A 22475-nucleotide genomic window follows, 5' to 3' on the forward strand; every position below is an offset into this window, starting at 1 on the left:
CCACAGGCCTCGGGTGACGGTGGCGGAGCGGGCCGGTCAGCGGAACTTCGCGGTCAGGCTGTCCATCGTGCGGTTCACCGAGGCGACCTTGATGTGCGAGAGCCCGCCGGCGGCACCGGCGGCCAGCATCGCCTCGTGCGCCGCACGGAGAGTGGCCCACACCTCGTCGGCCTCGCCCTCGAGCGTGGTCCCGAGCGCGCCGACCTCGTAGCGCAGCCCCGACGCCTGGAGCACCGCGATCGCGGCCTCCACGTAGGCGTGCGGGTCGTCCGCGGTACCCGGCGGCGACGGAGCCACCTGGATCTCGGCTATCACAGTGCTTTCCCTTCCTCGGCGGCCCCATGGCCCCGTCCGGCGGCTCGCCCTGAGCGTGCGAAGGGTGAGGGGGACGGGGTCCTCCTACTGCCGACCGCCGTCCACCGGCTCGATCACGGGGTCGTCCGTCCGCTCGCCCAGCGTCGCGGCCCACTCCGCGATCCGGCGGGCGACGTCCTGCTCGGTGAGCCCGGCGTCGGCCAGCACCTGGCCGCGGCTGCCGTGCTCGAAGAACGTCTGCGGCAGGCCGACCGACCGCACGGGCACGTCGCACTCGCGGTCCTGCAGCGCCTGGGTCAGCGTCGTCCCCACCCCGCCGGCCCGGCCGCCGTCCTCGACGGTGACGACCAGCTTGTGGCGGGCAGCCAGGTCGACCAGCTCCGAGGCGACCGGCAGGATCCACCGCGGGTCGACGACCGTCACCTCGATGCCCTGGTCGGCGGCGCGCTCGGCGACGGCCAGGCACATCGGCACCATCGCCCCGACGGCGACGAGCAGCACGTCCGGCCGTCCACCCCGGCGAAGCACGTCGACCGTCCCCCGCCGCTCCAGCGCAGCGATGTCCACCGGTGGCGCCCCCTTCGGGAAGCGCACCACCGTCGGCCCGTCGGTGACGGCGACCGCCTCACGCAGTGCCTCTCGCAACGTCGACTCGTCCCGCGGCGCCGCCACCCGCACACCCGGAACCACCGACAGGATCGACATGTCCCACATGCCGTTGTGCGAGGCGCCGTCGGTCCCGGTCACGCCGGCCCGGTCGAGGACGACGGTCACCGGCTGCCGGTGGAGCGCGACGTCCATCAGCAGTTGGTCGAACGCCCGGTTGAGGAAGGTCGAGTAGACGGCGACGACCGGGTGCAGCCCACCCATCGCCAGCCCGGCGGCCGAGGTCAGCGCGTGCTGCTCGGCGATGCCGACGTCGAAGGTCCGCTCCGGATACCGTTCGGCGAAGGCCGCCAGCCCGGTCGGGTGGAGCATGGCAGCGGTGATCGCGACGACGTCGGCCCGCTCGGCGCCGATCCGCACCAACTCGTCGGAGAACGCCGTCGTCCAGTCGCGGGCTGCCACGGTGCTCGTGCCGCTGTCGGGGTCGAAGATCCCGGTCGCGTGCCAGGCGTCGATCTGGTCCGTCTCGGCCGGTGGGTAGCCGAACCCCTTGGTGGTGACGGCGTGCACGATGACCGGCCCGCCGAAGGAGCGGGCCCGCCGCAGCGCGGACTCCATCATCTCGATGTCGTGCCCGTCGACCGGCCCGACGTACTTCAGACCGAGGTCCTCGAACATGCCCTGCGGGGAGAGGATGTCCTTGAGGCCCTTCTTGATCGCGTGCAGCGCGTCGTACAGGGTCGAGCCGACGACCGGCGCCCGGTGCAGCGCCTGCCGTACCGCGTTGAGTGCATCCTCGTAGCCGGGTCGCAGCCGGAGCGTGGCCAGCGCATCGGCGACCCCACCGATGGTCGGCGAGTAGGACCGCCCGTTGTCGTTGACGACGATGACCACCGGCCGGTCCTCGGCGGTGGCGATGTTGTTCAGCGCCTCCCAGGCCATGCCGCCGGTCAGGGCACCGTCACCGATCACGGCCACCACGGGCCGGGTGTCGCCACGGACGGCGAAGGCCTTGGCCAGCCCGTCGGCGTAGGACAGCGACGTGGAGGCGTGGCTGTTCTCGACCCAGTCGTGCTCGCTCTCCGACCGGTTCGGATAGCCGGAGAGACCGCCGCGCTGGCGCAGCCGCCCGAAGCCCTCGAGCCGGCCGGTGAGCATCTTGTGCACGTAGGCCTGGTGCCCGGTGTCGAACACGATCGGCTCGCGCGGCGACTCGAACACCCGGTGCAGGGCGATCGTCAGTTCGACACAGCCCAGGTTCGGGCCGAGATGGCCGCCGGTCTTCGCGACGCTGTTGACAAGGGCGTCACGGATCTCGGCCGCCAGGGTGGGCAGCTGGTCAGCGGGCAGGGCCCGAAGGTCCTCAGGACCCAGGAGCGATCGCAGGAGCGGCACGGCTCGGCGGTGTCCTCTCGGTCGGCGGCAGCTGCTCGGCAGCCGCCGGTCAACTGTAGCTGCGCTCTTTCCGCTCTTCCGATCCTGAGCATCATCTGGATGCAGGTCACAGCCGTGGGACCCACCGCTCACCGCGCAACGCTCCAGCCACCACCTCCACGCCACGGGCCGCGGCGGCAAGGCGCGCGCCCTCGCGTTCGTAAGCGGTCATGGCGGCCTCGATCGCCTCTGCGGGCAGCTGGTCGGCCAGCTCCACCCGCACCGTGCGCCAGCCCTTGCGCGCGGCCTCGAGTCCCGCGGCGACGTGGTCGTCGGCGAAGCGGGCGAGCAGGACCGGATAGCGGCGCAGCACCTCGTGCGCCCGGTAGTCCGGAGGGACGAGGTCGAAGAGCCAGGCCACCGCCGTCCGTTCCCAGTCCGGGGCACCCGGCGGCCGCACCTCCTCCGGCCATCCCGGCGGCAGGGTCCCGTCCACGCCGCCAGTCTGCCCTGGGCCGGGGACGGTCCCGGACCGGCCCAGCCGTCAGGAGCTGGACTGGCGCTTCAGCCAGAACTGCTCGAAGCCCCAGGTCCCGGCGCCGCTCGAGTGATAGCTCACCAGCTCCCACCCCTCCGAACCGAGCCGGTTGAGGACGGAGCTGGTGTCACCCTGCTGACGTTCCGACTGTCCACCGGGGAGCTTGATGCTGACGCCGGCGCGCTGGGACTCGGCGTCGTTGGCGGTGATGACGGAGGCGTATTCCCACGTGGGCACACCCAGACGTTAGCCGGTGGCCGGACGCCACCGCGTGCTCGCCCGGGCGCCGGCCCCACCGCGCCGCAGCCGCTCAGGCGGGCACCAGCAGCGCGACGCACTCCACATGCGCGGTCATCGGGAAGCCGTCGAACCCACGGACCCCAGCCAGGCGGTATCCGGCCGCGCCGAAGGCCGCGGTGTCGCGGGCCAGCGCCGCGGGGTCACAGGCGACGTAGACGACGGCCCGCGCTCCGGTGCCGGCCAGCAGCCGGCTGACGGCCTGCCCGGCACCGGCCCGAGGCGGGTCGAGGACGACCACGTCGGGCCGGCCGAGCTCGCCCAGCAGCCCGGCCAGTCCGTCGGCGTCGACGTCGCCCTCCCACACCTCGGCCTGCGGGAAGTCGGCGAGGTTGGCGTCGGCCGCCGCGCAGGCCCCGGGGTCCGACTCCACGCAGACGACGCGGCCCTCGGCGCCCACGCCCGGGGCCAGGGCGCCGCCGAACAGCCCGGCCCCGGCGTACAGGTCGAGGACCGTCTCCCCCGGCCGCACCTCCGCGTACCCGGCGACGGCGGCCACGAGGGCGTCGGCGGCGGCCGGGTGCACCTGCCAGAACCCGGTGCCCTCGACCTCCCAGTCGCGGCCCCCCGCCCGCCGCTCGGCCCGCGCCGACGGCTCCTCCGGCAGGTCTCCCCCGGGCCGCAGAACCCGGCTCGACGTGGCCCGGCCCTGCCGGTCCAGCCGGGTCGTGGTGATCGCGCCGGCGGAGTCGACCGAGACGTCCACGGCGCCGGCGCCGGGCCAGCGCCGGCCGAGCACCGCCTGCGCCGCGGGCTCGACGGTGATCGGGCAGTCGTCGAGGACGACGACGTCGTGCGACCGGTGGCGGCGCAGCCCGGGCGCCCCGGAGCGGTCGACGGCGAACCGCGCCCGCGAACGCCAGCGCAGCGGTCCACCCGGGAGCTCCTCGACGGTGACGGCGACGTCGAGGCCCGCGAGGCGGGTGAACTGTTCCCGGACCACCGCGGCCTTGAGCCGACGCTGCTCGGCCGGGTCGACGTGCTGCCAGTCGCACCCCCCGCAGCGCCCGGGGCCGCTGTAGGGGCAAGGCCGCTCCACACGGGCGGGCGAGGCCTCCAGCACCTCGATGGCGTCGGCGCGGCAGAACCCCGGGTGCCGGTCCTCGGTCACCCGGACGACCACCCGCTCCCCCGGCAGGCTGTGCCGCACGAACACGACCCGGCCCTCGTGCCGGGCCACGCAGTGACCGCCGTGGGCCACCGGGCCCACGGTGACGTCGAACTCTTTCCCGGTCCAGCCTCCGCCGCGCGCGGCTCCGTCCCTGGTCCGGCCCCGCTGTTCTCTCTCAGCCATAGGGCGTGACCTCGACCTCGTCACTGGCCAACCCGCGGCGCAGGTCACCGGGGGCGGGTCCGCCCCGGCGTCCGTCGCCGTCGTCGCGCCCGACCGAGCTCTCCAGCTGCCACGGCACGGTCGTGATCATCACGCCGGGCTGGAACTGCAGCCGGGCGCGCAGCCGGAGCGCGCTCTGGTTGTGCAGCACGTTCTCCCACCAGTGGCCGACCACGTACTGCGGCACGAAGACGACCACCAGCTCGCGGGGGCTCTCCCGCCGCACGTCCTTCACGTAGTCCACGACCGGGCGGGTGATCTCGCGGTAGGGCGACTCGAGCACCGTGAGGGGCACCGGGATGTCGTAGCGCTCCCAGTCGCTCTGCAGGGCACGCGTCTCCGCGTCGTCGACGTTGACCGTCAGCGCGGTGAGCACGTCGGGCCGGGTGGCGCGGGCGAACGCCAGCGCGCGCAGCGTCGGCTTGTGCACCTTGGCCACCAGGACGATCGCGTGCACCCTGCTCGGCAGCATGCGGGCATCGGTGTCGGGGACCAACTGCTCGGCGACGTGGTCGTAGTGCCGGTGGATCGACCTCATCAGGGCGAAGATCACCGGCATCGCGACGATGACCAGCCATGCGCCGTGGGTGAACTTGGTGATCACGATGATCACCAGCACGACGGTGGTGAGCGTGCCGCCGATGGTGTTGATGACCTGCGAGCGGCGGGCCTGCCGGCGGCGGGCCGGATCGGTCTCCAGGCGCAACTCCCGGTTCCAGTGCCGCACCATGCCCCACTGGCCGATGGTGAAGCTGGTGAAGACGCCGATGATGTAGAGCTGGATCAGCCGGGTGACGTCGGCGTCGAACGCGACGATCAGCAGCACCGCGAAGCCGGCCAGGAGCAGGATCCCGTTGCTGTAGACCAGCTTGTCGCCGCGCGTGTGCAGCTGCCGCGGCAGGAACCGGTCCTGCGCGAGGACCGAGCCCAGCAGCGGGAAGCCGTTGAAGGCGGTGTTGGCCGCGAGGATGAGCACGAGGGCGGTCGCGCCCTGGATGTAGAAGAACCCCAGCGAGCCGTCCCCGCCGAACGTCGCCGCCGCGAGCTGCGCGATGACGGTGCGCTGCGGCTCGTTCTCGCAGTTGGCGAACCCCTCCAGGTCGCAGGGGTTCTCGGTGTACTTCACCCCGGACAGCAGGGCCAGCGCGGTCACCCCCGAGAACATCGTCGCGGCGATGCCGCCCATGAGGGCGAGGGTGGTGGCGGCGTTGCGGCTCTTCGGCGGCTTGAACGCCGGGACGCCGTTGGCGATCGCCTCGACGCCGGTGAGCGCGGTGCAGCCGGAGGCGAAGGCCCGCAGCGCCAGGAACAGCAGCGCCAACCCGGCCAGCTGCTCGTACCCCGGCTCGGGCGTCACCGTGTACCGCGAGGTCTCCGCGGACAGCCCGGCGTCGGTCAAGAAGTACCGGACGAGGCCGGTGACGATCATCACCATGATGCCGGAGATGAACAGGTAGGTGGGGACCGCGAACGTCCTGCCCGACTCCCGGACGCCGCGCAGGTTGATCGCCACCAGCAGGGCCACCAGCCCCACCGCGATCGCCACGCGGTGCTCGTGGAGCTGAGGGAACGCCGAGATGATGTTGTCGGTCCCGGCCGACACCGACACCGCCACGGTCAGCACGTAGTCGGTGAGCAGCGCGCTGGCGACCACGAGTGCGGCGAACTGCCCGTGATTCTTCATCGCGACCTCGTAGTCGCCACCGCCCGAGGGGTAGGCCCGCACCACCTGGCGGTAGGACAGCACGACCGTCACCAGCAGGAAGACGACGCCGACCGCGAGCCACGGCGTCAGGTACAGGAACGCCGTCCCGGCCAGGGTGAGCACGATGAGGATCTCCTGCGTGGCGTAGGCCACGGAGGAGAGCGGGTCGCTGGCGAAGATCGGCAGGGCCAGCCGTTTGGGCAGCAGGGACTCGCCGGCGCGGTCGCTGCGGACCGGGCGGCCGAGGACGAGTCGTTTCGGTAATTGTCCGAGGTCGGACAGGCTTGGCACGGCGGCGATGGTACGGACGCCGGGGGCCCGCGCGCCGCCACGCTCGGCGCGTCCCGCCCGGGAGGGGATGTCGGGGCTTCGGGCACCGGTCCCGGCCGTACCGGGTGTAGCTTCGCGCCCGTTGACGCGCGGGCGGACGGCGCCGGTGCGACGGATTCCTGGGAGCTCGACGTGCACGTGGTCGTGATGGGCTGCGGACGCGTCGGCTCCGCCATCGCCCGCCGGCTCGAGGAGGTCGGGCACAGCGTGGCCGTGATCGACCAGGACCCGGCGGCCTTCCGCCGGCTCGGTCCCGAATTCGCCGGTCGCCAGGTCACCGGTCTCGGCTTCGACCGGCAGACGCTGCTGGACGCCGGAGTCGACTCCGCGGGAGCGTTCGCCGCGGTCAGCAGCGGTGACAACTCCAACATCATCAGCGCCCGCGTGGCGCGCGAGACGTTCGGCGTGCAGCACGTCGTCGCCCGCATCTACGACTCCAAGCGGGCCGAGGTCTACGAACGCATGGGCATCCCCAGCGTCGCGACCGTCCCGTGGACGGTGAATCGCCTGCTCCGGGAACTCCTCGGCGTGAAGGTCAGCGAGCTGTGGCGCGAGCCCACCGGCAAGGTCCTGCTCATGCGGATCACCGTGACCGAGGGCTGGGTCGGGCGGAAACTGAACGAACTCGAGAGCGTCTCGGGTGCGCGCGCGGCCTGGCTGGTCCGCTTCGGTGAGGCGCAGCTGCCGACGTCGGCGACCGTGCTGCAGGAGGGCGACCAGCTGGTCGTCGCCGTCACCGACGAGATCACCGCCCGCGTGCACGAGGCCGTCGAGCAGGGGCATCAGGGAGACAGGCGCTGATGCGCACGGCACGAGGGGACCGATCATGAGAGTCGCCATTGCAGGCGCCGGGGCCGTCGGCCGGTCCATCGCCGGGGAGCTGTTGGGCAACGGGCACACCGTGATGCTCATCGAGAAGGACGGGCGCAAGGTGCGCACCCGCTCGGTGCCCGGCGCCGAATGGGTCCAGGCCGACGCCTGCGAGGTGTCCTCACTCGAGGAGGCGCAGCTGGCCACGTGCGACGTCGTGGTCGCCGCGACCGGCGACGACAAGGCCAACCTGGTCGTCTCGCTCCTGGCCAAGACGGAGTTCGCGGTGAACCGGGTGGTGGCCCGGGTGAAGGATCCGCGCAACGAGTGGCTCTACACCGAGGCCTGGGGGGTCGATGTCGCCGTCTCCACCCCGCGCGTCCTCGCGGCGCTGGTCGAGGAAGCCGTGACCGTCGGCGACGTCGTCCGCCTGATGAGCTTCCGCAAGGGCGCGGCCAACCTGGTCGAGATCACCCTGGCCGAGGACACCCCGTGGGTGGGCCGCCCGCTGCGCGAGGTCCCGCTGCCCCGCGAGACGGTACTGACGGCCATCCTCCGCGGGGACCGGGTCATCACCCCCACGCCGGATGAACCCCTCGAGGCCGGGGACGAGCTGCTGTTCGTCACCCACGCCGACGTGGAGGAGCAGCTGAAGACGGTTCTCGCACCCGAGAGCGCCATGGGCCCCGCCTGAAAGAGGACCCCGTCCTCCCCGCCCCTCGCAGGCTCGGGGCGGTGCCATGGACGGGGCCGTCACGCCGCGGGGCGCCGCCTCCGCACTCCGCGCAGGTCGGCGCTGCGGTGGCGGTGCAGCCGGGAGACCACCCAGAGCGTGATGACGATCTCGACGGCGGTGACCGGGAGCCCGAGCAGCAGGGACACGGTGCCCAGGACGGTGACGTCGTCCTCCGACATCCGGTACAGCACCCACTGCACGAACGCGCGGATGGCGAACACCCCGCCCCACAGCACCGTCAGCCAGCTGTAGGCCCGCAGCATCCGCGGGTCGTCGCGCCAGTGCCGTTCGGGTTCGGGGTCCGGGTCGCGGCGGCCGCCGGCCGGCTCGACGGCGTCCTGTGCCGCACCGGGGTGCAGGGTGGCGCGGGCCCGGTCGATCCGCCCACGCAGCAGCGGCAGCGAGTGGCCTGCCATGGCGCCGAGGTGGCTGGGGGCCAGGAACTCCGCCACGACCCCCACCAGGGGGCGCCGGAACGCGATGGAGGCGAGCAGCACGCCGCCGAGGGCGGCGTTGCGCACGATGCCCAGCACGAAGTAGTCCCGGGCCTGCCCGGAAGCCGCGGCGATGGCGACCGCGACGCCGACGGCGAACAGCCCGCTGACCGCCTGCTGCACGCTCTCGCGGCGGAGGAGCCGGAGCAGGAACACCAGGAGCGCCGCGCCGAGCGCCGACCAGACGCCGGTGCGCAGTCCGCCCAGGGAGTTCGCCACGATGAAGGCGACGGTCGGGAGAGAGGCGTCCACCATGCCGCGCCAGCCGCCCAGCTGCTCGAGCACGAGGTGGCGGTCGAAGGTCAGCGGCGCGTCCGCCGGTTCCCCGCCGGGATCAGGGGCCGTGGGCGCCGGCCCCTCTGCCCGGTCCCCCGGTGCACTCATCGCCCACTCCCCCGGTCCTTCGGTCGCCGGGACCTTCCCCGGGCGGTGTCCATGTCGTCGGGCGGATCAGCCGGCGCCGAGCTCGTACCAAGGGTTGTAGATGACCCGCTTGCCGTCGAAGGCGGCGAACCGGCCACGGGCGGTGAGGGTACGGCCCGGCTCGATGCCGGCGATCCGGCGGCGGCCGAGCCAGACGAGGGTGACCGACCCGGAGCCGTCGAAGAGCTCGGCCTCCAGCGTCGGGACGGTCTCGCGCGGGGTGTAGACGACCGACTTGAGCCGGCCGGTCACGGTCACGACGGCGCCCTTGCGGCAGGACCCCACCGGCTCGCAACCGGCGCTGGCCGACTCGGCACGCAGCTCCTGCGCGTCGATGGTCTGGTCGTCCGCGGTGAGCCGCTGCAGGGTGCGGGACAACCAACCGGGTGATCGGGTCTCGGTCACGTGCCCTCCTCGCTGGCGCTCGTCGGCACGTGCCGACGTGCTGTGCCCCCTGCGTGACCTCGCAAGCTCGGTCACGGGCCCTCCTCGCTGGCGCTCGTCGGCACGTGCCGACGTGCTGTGCCCCCTGCGTGACCTCGCAAGCTCGGTCACGGGCCCTCCTCGCTGGCGCTCGTCGGCACGTGCCGACGTGCTGTGCCCCCTGCGTGACCTCGCAAGCTCGGTCACGGGCCCTCCTCGCTGGCGCTCGTCGGCACGTGCCGACGTGCTGTGCCCCCTGCGTGACCTCGCACGCTCGGTCACCGGTCCCAGCGTACGGCGTTCGCGACCGCGGGCGTGCCGATGTCCCCTAGCTCGCAGGCGCTCGGCGCGGAGGTCACCCTGCCGGTGGTGTCGCCGGCCGGGTGGCCGGCGGACGGACCGCCGCCTGCTGCTGCTGGGCCAGCTGCGCGGCCGCCTGCGGGGGCAGCGTCAGCGGGAGCTGCTCGCGGACCGGCATGGGGTCGGCCCCCCGGACGACGACGATGCCGCGAAAGGCCGCCTCCAGGACCGCCGCCGCCTCGGGGCTCTCGGCCGCCGGGCCGGTGATGAGCCCGCGCAGGAACCAGCGGGGGCCGTCGACGCCGAGGAACCGCGCGGGCCGGCGCACCGGCTGGGGCGCAGTGGCCTGGCCGGGCTGCGCGGGGGGGGCCGCGACGATGGTGCCGGCCAGCTCGGGGCCGAACGGGCCCTCGACCTCCCGCAGCGAACCGCCCTGGCCCGAGGCGCTCCTGGCTAGGTCCTCGCGGACGCCGTCCCAGATGCCACCGGCCCGCGGCGCCGCGAACGCCGACACCTGCAGGAGCGAGTCACCCGAGCGCAACGTCGCCCCGATGACCTTCTGCTGCTGGTTCAGCTCGACCCGCAGGTCGGTGCCCGTGATCGCGGGCAGGCGGATGGAGCCGAGGTCGATGCGCGGCACGCCGTCCTGGGGCGCGTCCGCGGCGTCCCACGGCCCCGTGGTCTCCGCCACCTCCCGCTCCCGGTGCTGCGGCTCCGGGGGAACGCCCCGCTCGCGCAGGCTGCGGTCGATCCGGTTGCGCCGCCGTCCGAACGGCATGTCAGGCCTGCCTTTCCCGAGTCGCTGCAGCCCCGTCGTCAGCCACTGTCACCGTCGCCCCGTGACCCCCGGTCGAACCGTGACCACCAGTGCCCCGCTCGGTGTCCGGGAGCTCGTCGACCCGCACGAAACGGGCCCGCACCACCGGCTGGACGACGAGCTGCGCGACGCGGTCCCCACGCCGCAGGTGGAGTGGGGTGGTCGGGTCGAGATTGATCAAGTTGACCTTGATCTCCCCCCGGTAACCGGCGTCGATGGTCCCGGGCGCGTTGACGAGGCTGAGGCCGAGCCGATGGGCCAGGCCCGACCGCGGGTGCACGAATCCGGCGTACCCCTCGGGGATGGCGACGGCCACCCCCGTGCCGACGAGCGCGCGCTGGAAGGGAGCCAGGTCGACGTCCTCGGCGAGGGAGAGATCGGCGCCCGCGTCGCCTGGGAGGGCATAGCGCGGCGGGACGTCCTCCGGCGAGGTCAGGCGGACCGGGACGTCCAGCTGCGGGAGGGGGGACTCGGGCACGTCGGCGACCCTAGCCGCGGACCGGGTGGGCGCGCGGCGCCCGGGTCAGGCGTCCGGGTCGAGCGGAGGGGTCGCACGCAGGTCGGCCAGCACCTGCTCGGCGAGGGTCTCCGTGGCCCGGCGGTTGATCCGTCCGGCCAAAGCGGCACCGACCAGGAACGGGGCCGCGGTCGGGACGGCGCGGGCCACCCTGCGGGTCATCCTCCGCTGCAGCGCCCGCATCCCCGGTCCGCCGAGCAGCGAGCTGATGCCCGCGACCCCGGCGCGGTCGATCGACCGCTGCGCCGACCAGCTGGCCAGGTAGGCGCCGGCCCGGGCGCGTGCGTCACCGGCCGCGGGGCGGCCGTACAGCTCGTGCAGCTCGCCGATCAGCACGATCTCGACGCCGGCGACGAGCACCGTCTCGGCCCCGAGCTCGAGCGGCAACGCGAGCAGCGACGGCGGTGCGAACCAGTGCGCCGCCGAGAGCCCCCCGCCGGCCGCCCCGATCGTGGCGGTCGACCGCGCCGCCCGGGCGACGAGCGCGTCGGCGATCTCGGCGTCGGAGGCGCCGGGATGAGCCTGCCGGAGTCGCGCGCGGTCGCGGATGGGCAACCGCGGAGCTGCGGCCGACAGCAGCTCGCTGAGGAGCGCCCCCGGAGACCGGTCCCCGGGAGACGCGGCGCCGGCCGGTGGCGTCGCGGCCTCCCGTTCCGGCCGGAACGCCGCGCCCACGGCTCCGGCCACGGCGCCCACGACGTCCCGCAGGCCGGATGCCGCCGGCCGACGCGCCGTGCCGACCGGCTCGTCGGGGCGACCGGCGGCAGTGCCGACCAGGCCGGCGACCGCCTCGGCGACGGCACGCGCCGCCCGGCCGAGGCCGGTGTCCTCGGCAACCGGCGGAGGGGACGCCACCGGACGCGGCGGCGGGACGTCCCGTGGCGCACCGGTCCGCGCCGAGTGATCAGCCATCGGTCGCCCTCCTCGGTCGGATGCCCTTTCTCGGCCCCGTCCGCCCACCCTGCGCCTGCGAAGGGTGGGGAGGACGGGGGCCCCCTGCAGGGTCCCGCCGCCAGTCCGCGTGGCGGGGGCAGGGGCGGCCCCCCTGCAGGGTCCCGCCGCGAGCCTGCGAGTGGCGGGGGGCAGGGGGGTCCTTTATCAGGCTGCGCAGTCCCGGCAGTAGAGCTGGTCGCCCTTGGTCGCCGCGAGCCGGCTGCGGTGCTGCACCAGGAAGCACCGCGAGCAGGTGAACTCGTCCTCCTGCTTGGGCAGGACGCGCACGGTGAGCTCCTCACCGGACAGGTCGGCGCCCGGGAGCTCCAGGTTCTCGTTGAAGTCGGTCTCGTCGACGTCGACCGAGGCGGACTGCGCCTCGGCCCGTCGCGCCTTGAGCTCCTCGAGCGAGTCCTCACCCAGCTCGTCGGCCTCGTTGCGGCGTGGGGCGTCGTAGTCGGTGGCCATGGGGTGCCCCTCCCTCTGTTCTCGCGGGTGTCGTGCCCGCTCGTCTGACGCGGCGCAGGGTGAGCGCCGTCGTCCTGGCCGGTCGCGGTGGCGACCGGTGGATCGGGAACCGGCAGCCCGCTGCTGGGCTCCCGGTACCGGTGCTGCTCCGGGACAGGTCCGGTGCCGGCTTCCGCGGGTACGGGGGGCGACCGGTTCCTGTCCGGGCCGGACCCCCTCCCACCGTCGATTGGACGGTGGGTGGGATGGACCGGCGAGCCCCCCAACGCGGCGCGGCCCCGGTTTGTGCCCGCCTCCGGAAACGAATTCCGTGCGGACCCCCTGGCCGCGGAGCGCCAGAGGTTACCCTGCCGCCGTGTCGACTCCTGTGGGTGCTGATCCAGCCGTCGTCGGGCCGTACCTCGCCTCCGCCCTGAACGACCAGCGCTGGCGCTCGGTGGACATCGAGCTCATCGCGGCGGGCATGTCGAACCTCACCTATGTGGTGACGCCGGAGGGCGGCACTGCGGACGACGCGGTGATCCTGCGGCGGCCGCCGACGGGGGCGGTGCTGGCCACCGCGCACGACATGGCCCGCGAGCACCGGGTCATCTCCGCGCTCGGCTCGACCGACGTCCCGGTCCCCCGCACGCTGCACCTGTGCACCGACGACTCGGTCCTCGGCGCACCGTTCTACGTGATGGAGCGGGTGGTCGGCGTGCACGTGGTCCGGGAGTTCCCGGCCGGCTACGCCGACGAGCCCGCTCAGCGCCGCGCGGTCGGCGAAGGGCTCATCGACGTGCTGGCCGACCTGCACTCGGTCGACTACGAGGCGGTGGGGCTGGCCGACTTCGGCCGGCCGGAGGGGTTCGCCGCCCGCCAGGTCCGGCGCTGGACCAAGCAGTGGGACGCCACGCGCGACCGGGACCGCCCCGGCCTGGATGCACTGGCCGCCCGCCTGGCCGAGACCGTGCCCTCCACGCAGCGGTCGAGCATCGTCCACGGTGACTACCGGCTGGACAACTGTCTGCTCGACCCGGCCGAGCCCGGTCGGATCCGGGCGGTCCTCGACTGGGAGATGTCCACGCTGGGCGACCCGCTCACCGACATCGGGATGATGTTCGTCTACTGGCCGGAGCCCGGTGAGGAGCGGCCGTCGACGCTGAGCCCCGTGACCACGCTGCCCGGTTTCCCGACCCGGTCGGAGGTCGCGGAGCGCTACGCGCGACGCACCGGCGCGGACCTCTCCGACCTCAACTGGTACGTCGGGTTCGCCTTCTTCAAGTTCGCGGCGATCATCGCCGGCATCGTCGCCCGCTCCGCGGCCGGTGCCATGGCGGGCAAGGACACCTCGGGGTACGCCGAGCGCATCGACCCGTGTGTCGAACTGGGACGCGCCGCGCTGGACGACGGTGCGATCTAGGACCCCCTCGCGCCCCTAAACTCCTGCCGACCGCCCCCTCCCGGCACGCCGCCGGCCGCGGCCCTGTCGGGCCCCTCGGCCGGAGGCGGACCGCCGGGTCTCGCCGAGGAGTGACCGTGACGATGCGTACCGACCGCCCCCCGGTGCGCCCCCGGAGCGGCCGCCGCCCACTGCCGCCGCTGATCTTCCTGCTGGTGCTCGCCCTGGCCGCTCTCGGCGTCTGGTGGTACGTGCTGCGGCAGGAGACGCAACAGGTTGAGCGGGAGGCCGAGGCGTGCGCCTCGGCCTCCGAGGAGGCACCCCCCACCACCCTGGACCCGGCCTCGATCACTCTCCGCGTCTTCAACGCCACCGACACGGCCGGCCTCGCACAGACCGTGGCCACCGATCTGAAGAACCGCGGCTTCGTCGTCGAGGAGGTGGCCAACGACACGAGCGGCCGCGAGGTCACCGGCGTCGGCGAACTCCGGCACGGCGCCCGCGGATCCGATGCGGCGGAGTACGTGCGGCTGTTCCTCCCGCAGGCCGGCGACTACCTCGACACCCGAGCGACCGCAGTGGTCGACGTCGTCATCGGCCCGGAGTTCACCGCCCTGGCCTCCGCCGAGGAGGTGGCTGCCGCGCTGGCCCCGGCGACCAGCGCAGCAGCCGACTGCTGACGACCCGCCTGCAGAACGGTCCTCCTAGGCGGCGTGCAGCTCCTCCAGCAGCTCCAGGAACGGTCCGGCGATCGACGGCGCGGCGGCGACGGCCATCGGCTCGGCGAAGGGCCGGCCGGCCAGCCCGGTGACGACCAGCCCTGCCTCGGCCGCGACCAGCGCGCCGGCCGCGTGGTCCCAGGGCTTGAGATCCAGTTCGTAGTACGCGTCGATGCGACCGGCGGCCACGGAGCACAGGTCGAGGGCCGAGCTGCCGTGCCGGCGGATGTCGCGCACCCGCGGCAGGAGCTCGGCGACCACCGCCCCCTGCGCCCGCCGCTGTTCGACCCGGTAGCCGAAACCCGTGCCCACGAGCGTCTGCTCCAGGGAGACCGGGCGGCTGCCGGTGAGCCGCACCGGCTCCGGCCGGCCCGGGGAGGCGAGGTACGCGCCACCCCCGGCCGTCGCCGTGAACAACTCGCCGGTCGCCACGTTGAGGACCACCCCGGCGTGGACCTCGCCGTCGATCTCCACGGCGATGGACACCGCGTAGGCCGGCAGGTCGTAGAGGAAGTTGACCGTGCCGTCGATGGGGTCCACCACCCAGCGGACCCCGCTGGTGCCCCGGCGGTCGGCCCCCTCCTCGCCCAGCAGGCCGTCGTCGGGCCGGGCATCGAGCAGACGGGCGACGACGAGCTCCTCACTGGCGCGGTCGACGGCGGTCACCACGTCCACGGGGCTGGACTTCACGTCGACGTGCTCGGCCGCCGTCGACCGGCCGCGGGCGACGACGCCGGCGGCCTCGCGGGCGACGTCGACGGCGAGGGCCAGCAGCGCGTGCGGATCGGGGGGGACGGCTCCGGCGGACGAGGGCACGGGCTGATCCTGCCGCAGCAGGGACATCCCGGCCGAGGCTCACTAGCCTGTCGACGTGCAGGGCTTCGGAGTGGACATCGGCGGCAGCGGCATCAAGGGATGCCCGGTCGACCTGGAGAAGGGCCAGCTGATCGGTGAGCGGCTGCGCATCGAGACGCCACAGCCCTCCCTTCCCGACCCCGTCTACGACGTGGTGGGCCGGATCGTCGACCACTTCGGCTGGACGGGACGGGTCGGCGTCACCTTCCCGGGTGTCATGAAGCACGGGGTCGCCCACACCGCCGCCAACGTCGAGAAGAGCTGGATCGGCACCGACGTCGACGCCGGCCTCGACCGGTTGATCCCCGGCACGGTGGAGACGCTCAACGACGCCGACGCCGCGGGCATCGCCGAGATGCGCTATGGCGCAGGCCGGGACCGCGCCGGCGTCGTCCTCATGCTGACGTTCGGCACCGGCATCGGGAGCGCGCTGTTCGTCGACGGCAACCTGGTGCCCAACACCGAGTTCGGCCACATCCAGGTCGACGGCGAGGACGGCGAGCGCCGCGCCTCGGCCGCCGCGAGGGAACGCGAGGAGCTGAGCTACCCGGACTGGGCGCGGCGGGTCGACCGCTACCTCGACGTGCTGGAGGCGGGCCTCTGGCCGGATCTGATCATCGTCGGCGGAGGGGTGAGCAAGAAGGCACACAAGTGGGTGCCGCTGCTCTCCACCCGCACGCCTGTCGTCCCGGCCCAGCTGCAGAACGACGCCGGGATCGTCGGGGCCGCCTTGGCCGCTCACGAGCGCGGCGACCACTGAGCCGTGGACGCCCCCGGAGGGGCGAGGCTGGAGGGGCCGGCGAGGCACCGGGCTTCAGTCACCCACCCGTCCGGCCGATGGAGCACGAGGAGTGAGCACCGCCTCGAACACCCGGAACGCCACGTCGCAGCCACGATCCCGGGATGCGAGACGGTGGAGATCATCGAACACGTCGTTACAATGAGAGCGCCCCACCCCGTCGCCCTCCAGCCCGGGAGGGATCCCCAGCCCGCCCGGCGGTCAAACGCCGCACCGGCCTGTGGGGACCCTTCCCACCGGACCGGTGCGAGGTCCGGAGCCGCTGCCCGGGACCAGAAGGCCCCCGGGGAACGAACCCAGCACGGGAAGGAACCCTGAGTGCCCGCCGATCAGCCAGCACCGGAAGCAGCCGCAGCGAGCACCCCGAAGCGCTCCAGGACGGTCGCGGCCGGGACCCGGGCTCCCCGGACCAGCGCCGCGGCAGCCAAGCCGGCGAAGACGGTGACGGCCGCCGCGCAGCCGGCCACCCGCAAGAAGACCCCGGCCAAGGCCGCCGCCAAGGGCAAGCCCACCGTCGTCCCGTCGCCGGGAGCCGGTGAGGGCACCGTGCTGACCGCCGTCGCCGGCGACGCCTCTGCCGTCGCGGTGATCGATGCGGGCTCGGAAGGTCTCAAGCTCGACGAGACGGTCGTGGCCGGCCCCGACGGCGTCGCCGTCGAGGCCCCCGTCGAGGAGGAGGCCGCCGAGGGCGGCGACTTCGAGTGGGACGACGAGGAGGAGTCCGAGGCGCTCCGGCAGGCCCGCAAGGACGCCGAGCTCACCGCGTCGGCCGACTCGGTCCGCGCCTACCTCAAGCAGATCGGCAAGGTCGCGCTGCTCAACGCCGAGGAGGAGGTCGACCTCGCCAAGCGGATCGAGGCCGGCCTCTACGGCTCGGAGCGGCTGCGCCAGGTCGAGGAAGAGGGCCAGAAGATCTCGCCGCAGATGCGCCGGGACCTCAACTGGATCGTCCGCGACGGCGAGCGCGCCAAGAACCACCTGCTGGAGGCCAACCTCCGCCTCGTGGTCTCCCTGGCCAAGCGCTACACCGGACGCGGCATGGCGTTCCTGGACCTGATCCAGGAGGGCAACCTCGGCCTGATCCGCGCGGTCGAGAAGTTCGACTACACCAAGGGCTACAAGTTCTCCACGTATGCCACGTGGTGGATCCGCCAGGCCATCACCCGTGCCATGGCCGACCAGGCCCGCACCATCCGCATCCCGGTGCACATGGTCGAGGTCATCAACAAGCTCGGGCGCATCCAGCGCGAGCTGCTCCAGGACCTGGGTCGCGAGCCCACCCCGGAGGAGCTGGCCAAGGAGATGGACATCACCCCGGACAAGGTGCTGGAGATCCAGCAGTACGCCCGGGAGCCGATCAGCCTCGACCAGACCATCGGCGACGAGGGTGACAGCCAGCTCGGCGACTTCATCGAGGACTCGGAAGCCGTCGTGGCGGTCGACGCGGTGAGTTTCACCCTCATGCAGGACCAGCTGACCAGCGTGCTGCAGACCCTGTCGGAGCGGGAGGCCGGCGTCGTCCGCCTGCGCTTCGGGCTCACCGACGGCCAGCCGCGCACCCTGGACGAGATCGGCCAGGTCTACGGCGTCACCCGCGAGCGGATCCGCCAGATCGAGTCCAAGACGATGTCGAAGCTGCGTCACCCCAGCCGCTCCCAGGTCCTGCGCGACTACCTGGATTAGGACTCACGCACGAGGACTCGGCACGCATCGCGTGCCGGGTCCTCGTCGTCTCCTGAGCCAGGCCGACAGGTCTGGTCGTTCCGAGTGGGCCCCGGAGGGGTCCGCGCAGGAACGACGCAACGGCTCCCCGCGGCAGGGGGACGGCACGTGGCCGCGGTGCGGTCCGGAGGAGCGCGGTGTCATCGCCCGGAAGGGTCACGGTGTGGTCGCGAACGGTGTACGCCGACACGTGTCGGGTAGACGGCGTAGCGTGGGGGACGTCAGAACAGCAGCGGACCCACGGTCGGCCCGGTCATCCACCGGTCCGGCAGACGACAACCAGCACGTGCACCACCGGTTCCACCCCAGTGACGTCCCCTGCTGAACCCGCTCCATCCATGCTCGGCGTGTTACGGACTCATCTCTTTCGGCGAGTCCGCGATGATCCGGGTGGGAACGGGAATCCGAGGGGCCATCCTGGCGCTGTGCAGGAGGCCGATCCGCAGCCGCGGGTCCGTGCGGTAGAGAGCGAGTGATGAGCCAGATGACCCAGACGCTGACGTCGACCCCGCCCACCGATGACCTCGTCGTTCCGTTCCACTGCGACCGCTGTGGAGCCCTGGCCAAGGTGCGCGTCGTGCTCGCGAGCGGCAGCGATCTCGTCTTCTGCGGGCACCACGCTCGCGAGTACGAGAGCAAGCTTCGCGACATCGCCGTCGACATCATCGACACAGAGGGCGACCAGCGCGTAACTGCTTGAGGGAGGCGATATCGTCGCGCCCGCGATGACCGCCTCACACGACGACGACGCCGCCGCGTCCTCGACGCCGCCTCGCGCGGACAGAGGGCCGGCGGCTTCGTCGTTCCCGGGGACTCCCGGTCGACGGACACCGGAGGACTCCCCCATGCCCCAGCATCCCGCCGTGCCTGACGACACGGTGCACGACGACACCGTGCGGATGCCTGCCGACGGCTCGGACGGCCGTCCCTCCCCGGCCGGACCGGCGGACCGCCCTTCGTCGGTCGAGGATCTCGACGCCACCCGCCCGGTGACCCGGGACTGGCTGCTCGGCGCGCCGGACGACCCGGCCGCCGCGCCGGAGGACGGCGCCGCGACCGAGCCGGTCCACCTGCGGGACGACCCGTCCGGGACGGCCACCCCGCCCCCGCCCGGCGAGGAACCGCAGGGCGACGGCTCCCGTGGTCCGTGGTGGCGTCGCCCTGCGGTGCTCGCGCCGGTCGGCGCCGTCGCCGTGCTCGCCGTGCTCGCCGTCGCCTACGGTGCGGACCTGCTGGTCTCCTCGGGCGACATCCCCCGCTCCACGGTCGTGGCGGGCGTCGACATCGGCGGCCTGTCCCCCACGGCCGCGGCCGAGCTCCTCGACGAGGAGCTGGCGCCGCGGGTCGACGCCGAGCACCAGGTACGCGCCGACGACGTGATCGCGCCCTTCTCACCGCTCACCGCGGGCATCAGCCTGGACGTCGAGGCCACCATCGACTCGGCCGACGACCAGCCGCTCAACCCCTGGACGCGGCTGGTGAGCCTCTTCAGCGACCGGGAGGTCGAGCCCACCTTCACCGGCGAGGAGACCGCCCTCGCCGCCCAGATCGACGCCGTGGCCGAGCAGGTGGACCGCGCGCCGGTCGACGCCTCGATCGTCATCGAGGGCACCACGCCCTCGGTGACCGAGCCGGCCGACGGACGTGCCCTCGATCGCGAGGGCGCCGCCGATGCCGTCCTGGAAGCGCTGCAGTCCGGCGCCGACCCGAGCACGCCGATCGACCTGCCGGTCGAGGTGACCCCGGTCGACGTCGACGAGGCCGAGGCCCAGCGGGTGCTCGAGGAGACGGTCAGGCCCGCCTTGTCGGCGCCGGTGTCGGTCGTCGTCCAGGGCAGCGAGGACACGGCCGAGGTGTCGGTGGAGGCCATCGCGGCCTCGCTCACCTTCACGCCCCAGGAGGACGGCGTCCTCGCGGTCGACATCGACCCGGCCGCCCTGCAGACGGCCCTCGGCGATGAGCTGGCCGTCTTCGGCAGCGGTGCGAAGGACGCCCGCTTCGAGGTCTCCGGCGGATCGGTCACCGTGGTGCCCTCCGTCGACGGGACCGGCGTCGCCCCGGCGACCCTGGCCGAACAGTTGCTCCCCGTGCTCACCGCGCCGGAGCCGCGCACGCTCACCGCGCAGCTGGGGCCGGTGCCCGCCGACTTCACCACGGAGGAGGCCCAGGCGCTGGGCATCCGCGAGGAGATCGGCAGCTTCACGACCAACATCGGGAACCCCGCGAGTGGGACCAACATCCGGGTGGTCGCGCAGGAGGTCGACGGCGCCGTCGTCATGCCGGGAGAGACGTTCAGCCTCAACGACTTCACGGGCCCGCGGGGGCTGGCACAGGGGTACGTCGAGGCCGGCGTCATCAACAACGGCACGTTCACCACGGCCGTGGGCGGCGGGATCAGCCAGTTCGCCACCACGATGTTCAACGCGGTGTTCTTCTCCGGGCTGGAGGACGTCTTCCACAAGCCGCACAGCTACTACATCAGCCGCTACCCGGCCGGGCGGGAGGCGACGGTCTACTACGACTCGATCGACCTCGAGTGGCGCAACGACAGCGACACCGGCGTCTACATCGACACCACCTGGACGCCGAGCACGATCACGGTGACCTTCTACGGGACGAAGCGGTACGAGATCCAGTCGATCAGCAGCGACCGTTTCAACCAGCGCAGCCCCGTGGTCCAGGAGAAGCCGGACGACGGCACCTGCAAGCCGCAGAGCGGTTCGACCGGTTTCGACATCACCGTCACCCGCGTCTTCCGCGACCTCACCACGGGGGCGGAACTGAAGCGGGAGAACTTCCGCACCCGCTACGCCGCCGAGCCGGTGATCCGCTGCATCCCGCCGGCCGCGCCGCCGGCGGCACCCGAGGAGACGCCCTCGGGCGGCTGAGCCGGTCCCCCGCCCAGCTCAGCGCCCCGCTCTCCCGGCCAGGGCCACGGCCGAGGCAGGACCGGACGTGCACACTGGACGGGTGAGTGCCGTCCTGCCCGGAGGTTCCCCGGCCGACGCCGGGGTGCCCGGGAGGGTCGGTGACGCCGCTGTCGACGCCGGCCCAGCCCCGGCCGGTGGCACGCATCCCTCACCCGCTGGTGCCACCCGGCTGGACACACCGGCGGACGGCGAGACGCGGCCCGGGCGGATGGACGGCTGGCTGGCGCCGGTGCGGGTGCCGCTCCAGGTACTCGGCCACACGGTGGCGAAGGCCTGGCACGACCGCATCCTGGGGCTCTCCGCCGAGGCCGCCTTCTGGCAGATCCTGTCCGTGCCCCCGCTGTTGATCGGGCTGCTGGGCTCGCTGGGTTACCTGGGCGCGGTGATCGGCGACGACGGGGTCCGGCAGATCGAGGACGAGCTGGTCACCGCCGCGGCCCAGGTGCTCACCTCCGACGTGGTCGACGATCTCGTGGCACCGACGCTCTCGGACATCCTGGGTTCCGGCCGTCTCGAGGTCGTCAGCCTGGGTTTCCTGCTCTCGCTCTGGGCGGGCTCCTCGGCGACGGCGACGTTCATGAACACCATCGTCATCGCCTACGACCAGCGGGACGTGCGGGGCCCGATCCGGACCCGGCTCAAGGCGTTGTGGCTGTTCGTCGTCGGCATGCTGATGGCCGTAGTGACCCTGCCGCTGCTCGTGCTCGGTCGCGGGGTCCTCGTCGCTCTCCTGCCGGCCGACTGGCAGTCGACCGCCACGGTGCTGGTGAACGCCGTCTACTGGCCCGCGGTGCTCGTCGGCCTCCTCCTGGCGCTGACCAGCTTCTACCACGTGGTGCTGCCGAACCGGCTGCCGTGGCGCCGGCATCTGCCGGGCACGGTGCTCGCCGTCGCGTTCTTCCTCGTCGCCGCCCTGCTCCTACGGGCCTACATCGCGGACATCCTGATCACGGCGCTGCCCTACGGCGCACTCGCGGCGCCGATCGGCGCCCTGCTCTTCTGCTTCTTCTTCGGGATGGCCGTGCTGCTGGGCGCCGAGCTCAACGCCACCATCCAGGCCCGATGGCCGGCCCCGCTCCGCCGCCACGACCGGCGGCGCCGCGAGCGACGGGCCGCAAAGCTCCAGGAGGAGGCCCGCCGCCTCGGCCTGCTGTGACATCGCGGACCTGCTGTGACACTGCGGTCCTCCGGACCGCACGGCGGCCACGTGCCGTCCCCCGCTTGCTCGGAGCCGTCGAGTCGTCCCTGCGCGGACCCCTTCGGGGCCCACTCGGGACGACGGCGCTGCGCGCCTCTGCTCACTCCTTCTTGAGCTGCTCGTAGATCTCCTTGCAGGCCGGGCACACCGGGCTGCCGGGCTTCGGGCTCTTGGTCACCGGGAAGACCTCGCCGCACAGGGCCTCGACCAGGGTCCCCATGACCGCGCTCTCGGCGATCTTGTTCTTCCGCACGTAGTGGAAGACCTCGTTGGCGTTGCCGGTGTCGGAGTCGCGGACGTCCGGCCGTTCGAGGATGTCGCTGCTGCTCATGGGAACTCCCTGCTGGTGGCGGGTCGGGGGGACGGCCACGGAGGGGTGACTGGGGCGGCCGCACCGGCCATCCATGATGACAGGGTGCATCCCTCAGCTCCCGCTCGTCCCGCCAATACCG

The 22475-nt window shown here is 73.1% G+C and carries 23 protein-coding genes; 9 read left to right on the forward strand and 14 right to left on the reverse strand.

Annotated elements, in window-relative coordinates; genetic code table 11:
- Positions 1 to 36: 36 nt before the first annotated feature.
- The 6 genes from CHB94_RS02500 to CHB94_RS02525 all read right to left on the reverse strand — a co-directional run bounded on the left by CHB94_RS02500 (position 37) and on the right by CHB94_RS02525 (position 6459).
- Positions 37 to 315 carry a thiamine-binding protein gene (locus CHB94_RS02500; protein ID WP_089335007.1) on the reverse strand — a complete coding sequence of 93 codons (279 nt, stop codon included), beginning with the start codon at positions 313 to 315 and terminating at the stop codon, positions 37 to 39.
- A gap of 84 nt (positions 316 to 399) precedes the next feature.
- Positions 400 to 2316 (reverse strand): 1-deoxy-D-xylulose-5-phosphate synthase, encoded by a 1917-nt coding sequence (gene dxs / locus CHB94_RS02505; protein ID WP_089335008.1) that lies wholly within the window; start codon positions 2314 to 2316, stop codon positions 400 to 402.
- A 106-nt stretch (positions 2317 to 2422) separates the two neighbouring features.
- Positions 2423 to 2791 (reverse strand): hypothetical protein, encoded by a 369-nt coding sequence (locus CHB94_RS02510; RefSeq protein ID WP_089335009.1) that lies wholly within the window; start codon positions 2789 to 2791, stop codon positions 2423 to 2425.
- Between the two features lie 48 nt (positions 2792 to 2839).
- Positions 2840 to 3070 (reverse strand): DUF4177 domain-containing protein, encoded by a 231-nt coding sequence (locus CHB94_RS02515; protein WP_089335010.1) that lies wholly within the window; start codon positions 3068 to 3070, stop codon positions 2840 to 2842.
- Between the two features lie 73 nt (positions 3071 to 3143).
- The gene (locus CHB94_RS02520) at positions 3144 to 4424 is read right to left on the reverse strand and encodes a class I SAM-dependent RNA methyltransferase (protein WP_089335011.1); all 1281 of its coding nucleotides are present in this window, start codon (positions 4422 to 4424) and stop codon (positions 3144 to 3146) included.
- Positions 4417 to 6459 carry an APC family permease gene (locus CHB94_RS02525; protein WP_089335148.1) on the reverse strand — a complete coding sequence of 681 codons (2043 nt, stop codon included), beginning with the start codon at positions 6457 to 6459 and terminating at the stop codon, positions 4417 to 4419. The genes CHB94_RS02520 and CHB94_RS02525 overlap by 8 nt, the downstream gene beginning before the upstream one ends.
- Before the next feature lie 171 nt (positions 6460 to 6630).
- On the opposite strand from CHB94_RS02525, the gene CHB94_RS02530 reads away from it, so the two are divergent.
- Together CHB94_RS02530 and CHB94_RS02535 are read left to right on the forward strand one after the other, a co-directional pair.
- Positions 6631 to 7299, forward strand: coding sequence for a potassium channel family protein (locus CHB94_RS02530; RefSeq protein ID WP_089335012.1), 669 nt, complete (start codon positions 6631 to 6633; stop codon positions 7297 to 7299).
- A gap of 25 nt (positions 7300 to 7324) precedes the next feature.
- Positions 7325 to 8002 (forward strand): potassium channel family protein, encoded by a 678-nt coding sequence (locus tag CHB94_RS02535; protein ID WP_089335013.1) that lies wholly within the window; start codon positions 7325 to 7327, stop codon positions 8000 to 8002.
- A 59-nt stretch (positions 8003 to 8061) separates the two neighbouring features.
- On the opposite strand, the gene CHB94_RS02540 is transcribed toward CHB94_RS02535, so the two are convergent.
- The 6 genes from CHB94_RS02540 to CHB94_RS02565 form a co-directional block, all read right to left on the reverse strand.
- On the reverse strand, positions 8062 to 8922 hold the full coding sequence (locus CHB94_RS02540; protein WP_089335014.1) for a DUF3159 domain-containing protein: 861 nt from the start codon (positions 8920 to 8922) through the stop codon (positions 8062 to 8064).
- Between the two features lie 66 nt (positions 8923 to 8988).
- On the reverse strand, positions 8989 to 9366 hold the full coding sequence (locus tag CHB94_RS02545) for an OB-fold nucleic acid binding domain-containing protein (protein WP_089335015.1): 378 nt from the start codon (positions 9364 to 9366) through the stop codon (positions 8989 to 8991).
- A gap of 373 nt (positions 9367 to 9739) precedes the next feature.
- Positions 9740 to 10462, reverse strand: a complete 723-nt coding sequence (locus tag CHB94_RS02550; protein ID WP_089335016.1) for a DUF3710 domain-containing protein — start codon at positions 10460 to 10462, stop codon at positions 9740 to 9742.
- A gap of 1 nt (position 10463) precedes the next feature.
- Entirely contained in the window at positions 10464 to 10979 is a 516-nt protein-coding gene (gene dut / locus CHB94_RS02555) for a dUTP diphosphatase (protein ID WP_176445377.1), read from the reverse strand.
- 45 nt (positions 10980 to 11024) lie between these two features.
- The gene (locus CHB94_RS02560) at positions 11025 to 11930 is read right to left on the reverse strand and encodes a hypothetical protein (RefSeq protein ID WP_089335017.1); all 906 of its coding nucleotides are present in this window, start codon (positions 11928 to 11930) and stop codon (positions 11025 to 11027) included.
- Between the two features lie 186 nt (positions 11931 to 12116).
- Complete coding sequence (locus CHB94_RS02565; protein ID WP_089335018.1) at positions 12117 to 12419, reverse strand: DUF4193 domain-containing protein; 303 nt, start codon at positions 12417 to 12419, stop codon at positions 12117 to 12119.
- A 355-nt stretch (positions 12420 to 12774) separates the two neighbouring features.
- Here CHB94_RS02565 and CHB94_RS02570 point away from each other — a divergent pair, with 355 nt between their 5' ends.
- Positions 12775 to 13821 (forward strand): phosphotransferase family protein, encoded by a 1047-nt coding sequence (locus CHB94_RS02570; RefSeq protein ID WP_089335019.1) that lies wholly within the window; start codon positions 12775 to 12777, stop codon positions 13819 to 13821.
- A 122-nt stretch (positions 13822 to 13943) separates the two neighbouring features.
- Positions 13944 to 14480, forward strand: coding sequence for a LytR C-terminal domain-containing protein (locus tag CHB94_RS02575; protein ID WP_089335150.1), 537 nt, complete (start codon positions 13944 to 13946; stop codon positions 14478 to 14480).
- Positions 14481 to 14504: 24 nt separating this feature from the next.
- On the opposite strand, the gene CHB94_RS02580 is transcribed toward CHB94_RS02575, so the two are convergent.
- Positions 14505 to 15335 (reverse strand): inositol monophosphatase family protein, encoded by an 831-nt coding sequence (locus tag CHB94_RS02580; protein WP_254920347.1) that lies wholly within the window; start codon positions 15333 to 15335, stop codon positions 14505 to 14507.
- Positions 15336 to 15390: 55 nt separating this feature from the next.
- Here CHB94_RS02580 and ppgK point away from each other — a divergent pair, with 55 nt between their 5' ends.
- The 5 genes from ppgK to CHB94_RS02605 all read left to right on the forward strand — a co-directional run bounded on the left by ppgK (position 15391) and on the right by CHB94_RS02605 (position 21981).
- The gene (gene ppgK / locus CHB94_RS02585) at positions 15391 to 16134 is read left to right on the forward strand and encodes a polyphosphate--glucose phosphotransferase (protein ID WP_089335021.1); all 744 of its coding nucleotides are present in this window, start codon (positions 15391 to 15393) and stop codon (positions 16132 to 16134) included.
- A gap of 357 nt (positions 16135 to 16491) precedes the next feature.
- Positions 16492 to 17856, forward strand: coding sequence for an RNA polymerase sigma factor (locus tag CHB94_RS02590; RefSeq protein WP_089335022.1), 1365 nt, complete (start codon positions 16492 to 16494; stop codon positions 17854 to 17856).
- Between the two features lie 514 nt (positions 17857 to 18370).
- Positions 18371 to 18595 (forward strand): DUF7455 domain-containing protein, encoded by a 225-nt coding sequence (locus CHB94_RS02595; RefSeq protein WP_089335151.1) that lies wholly within the window; start codon positions 18371 to 18373, stop codon positions 18593 to 18595.
- Between the two features lie 163 nt (positions 18596 to 18758).
- On the forward strand, positions 18759 to 20783 hold the full coding sequence (locus CHB94_RS02600) for a VanW family protein (RefSeq protein ID WP_254920348.1): 2025 nt from the start codon (positions 18759 to 18761) through the stop codon (positions 20781 to 20783).
- 82 nt (positions 20784 to 20865) lie between these two features.
- On the forward strand, positions 20866 to 21981 hold the full coding sequence (locus CHB94_RS02605; RefSeq protein WP_254920349.1) for a YihY/virulence factor BrkB family protein: 1116 nt from the start codon (positions 20866 to 20868) through the stop codon (positions 21979 to 21981).
- 142 nt (positions 21982 to 22123) lie between these two features.
- Here CHB94_RS02605 and CHB94_RS02610 read toward each other — a convergent pair whose 3' ends face one another.
- Positions 22124 to 22354, reverse strand: a complete 231-nt coding sequence (locus tag CHB94_RS02610; protein WP_089335024.1) for a DUF3039 domain-containing protein — start codon at positions 22352 to 22354, stop codon at positions 22124 to 22126.
- Positions 22355 to 22475: the final 121 nt, after the last annotated feature.

The organism is Blastococcus mobilis (assembly GCF_900188025.1).
Lineage (GTDB): Bacteria > Actinomycetota > Actinomycetes > Mycobacteriales > Geodermatophilaceae > Blastococcus_B > Blastococcus_B mobilis.

Bases quoted from the DNA above. Each gene is read 5' to 3' on its own strand.
- CHB94_RS02520 (WP_089335011.1), bottom strand. From the start codon at position 4,424: ATGGCTGAGAGAGAACAGCGGGGCCGGACCAGGGACGGAGCCGCGCGC.
- CHB94_RS02535 (WP_089335013.1), top strand. From the start codon at position 7,325: ATGAGAGTCGCCATTGCAGGCGCCGGGGCCGTCGGCCGGTCCATCGCC.
- CHB94_RS02540 (WP_089335014.1), bottom strand. From the start codon at position 8,922: ATGAGTGCACCGGGGGACCGGGCAGAGGGGCCGGCGCCCACGGCCCCT.
- CHB94_RS02550 (WP_089335016.1), bottom strand. From the start codon at position 10,462: ATGCCGTTCGGACGGCGGCGCAACCGGATCGACCGCAGCCTGCGCGAG.
- CHB94_RS02560 (WP_089335017.1), bottom strand. From the start codon at position 11,930: ATGGCTGATCACTCGGCGCGGACCGGTGCGCCACGGGACGTCCCGCCG.
- CHB94_RS02565 (WP_089335018.1), bottom strand. From the start codon at position 12,419: ATGGCCACCGACTACGACGCCCCACGCCGCAACGAGGCCGACGAGCTG.
- CHB94_RS02575 (WP_089335150.1), top strand. From the start codon at position 13,944: ATGCGTACCGACCGCCCCCCGGTGCGCCCCCGGAGCGGCCGCCGCCCA.
- CHB94_RS02595 (WP_089335151.1), top strand. From the start codon at position 18,371: ATGAGCCAGATGACCCAGACGCTGACGTCGACCCCGCCCACCGATGAC.
- CHB94_RS02610 (WP_089335024.1), bottom strand. From the start codon at position 22,354: ATGAGCAGCAGCGACATCCTCGAACGGCCGGACGTCCGCGACTCCGAC.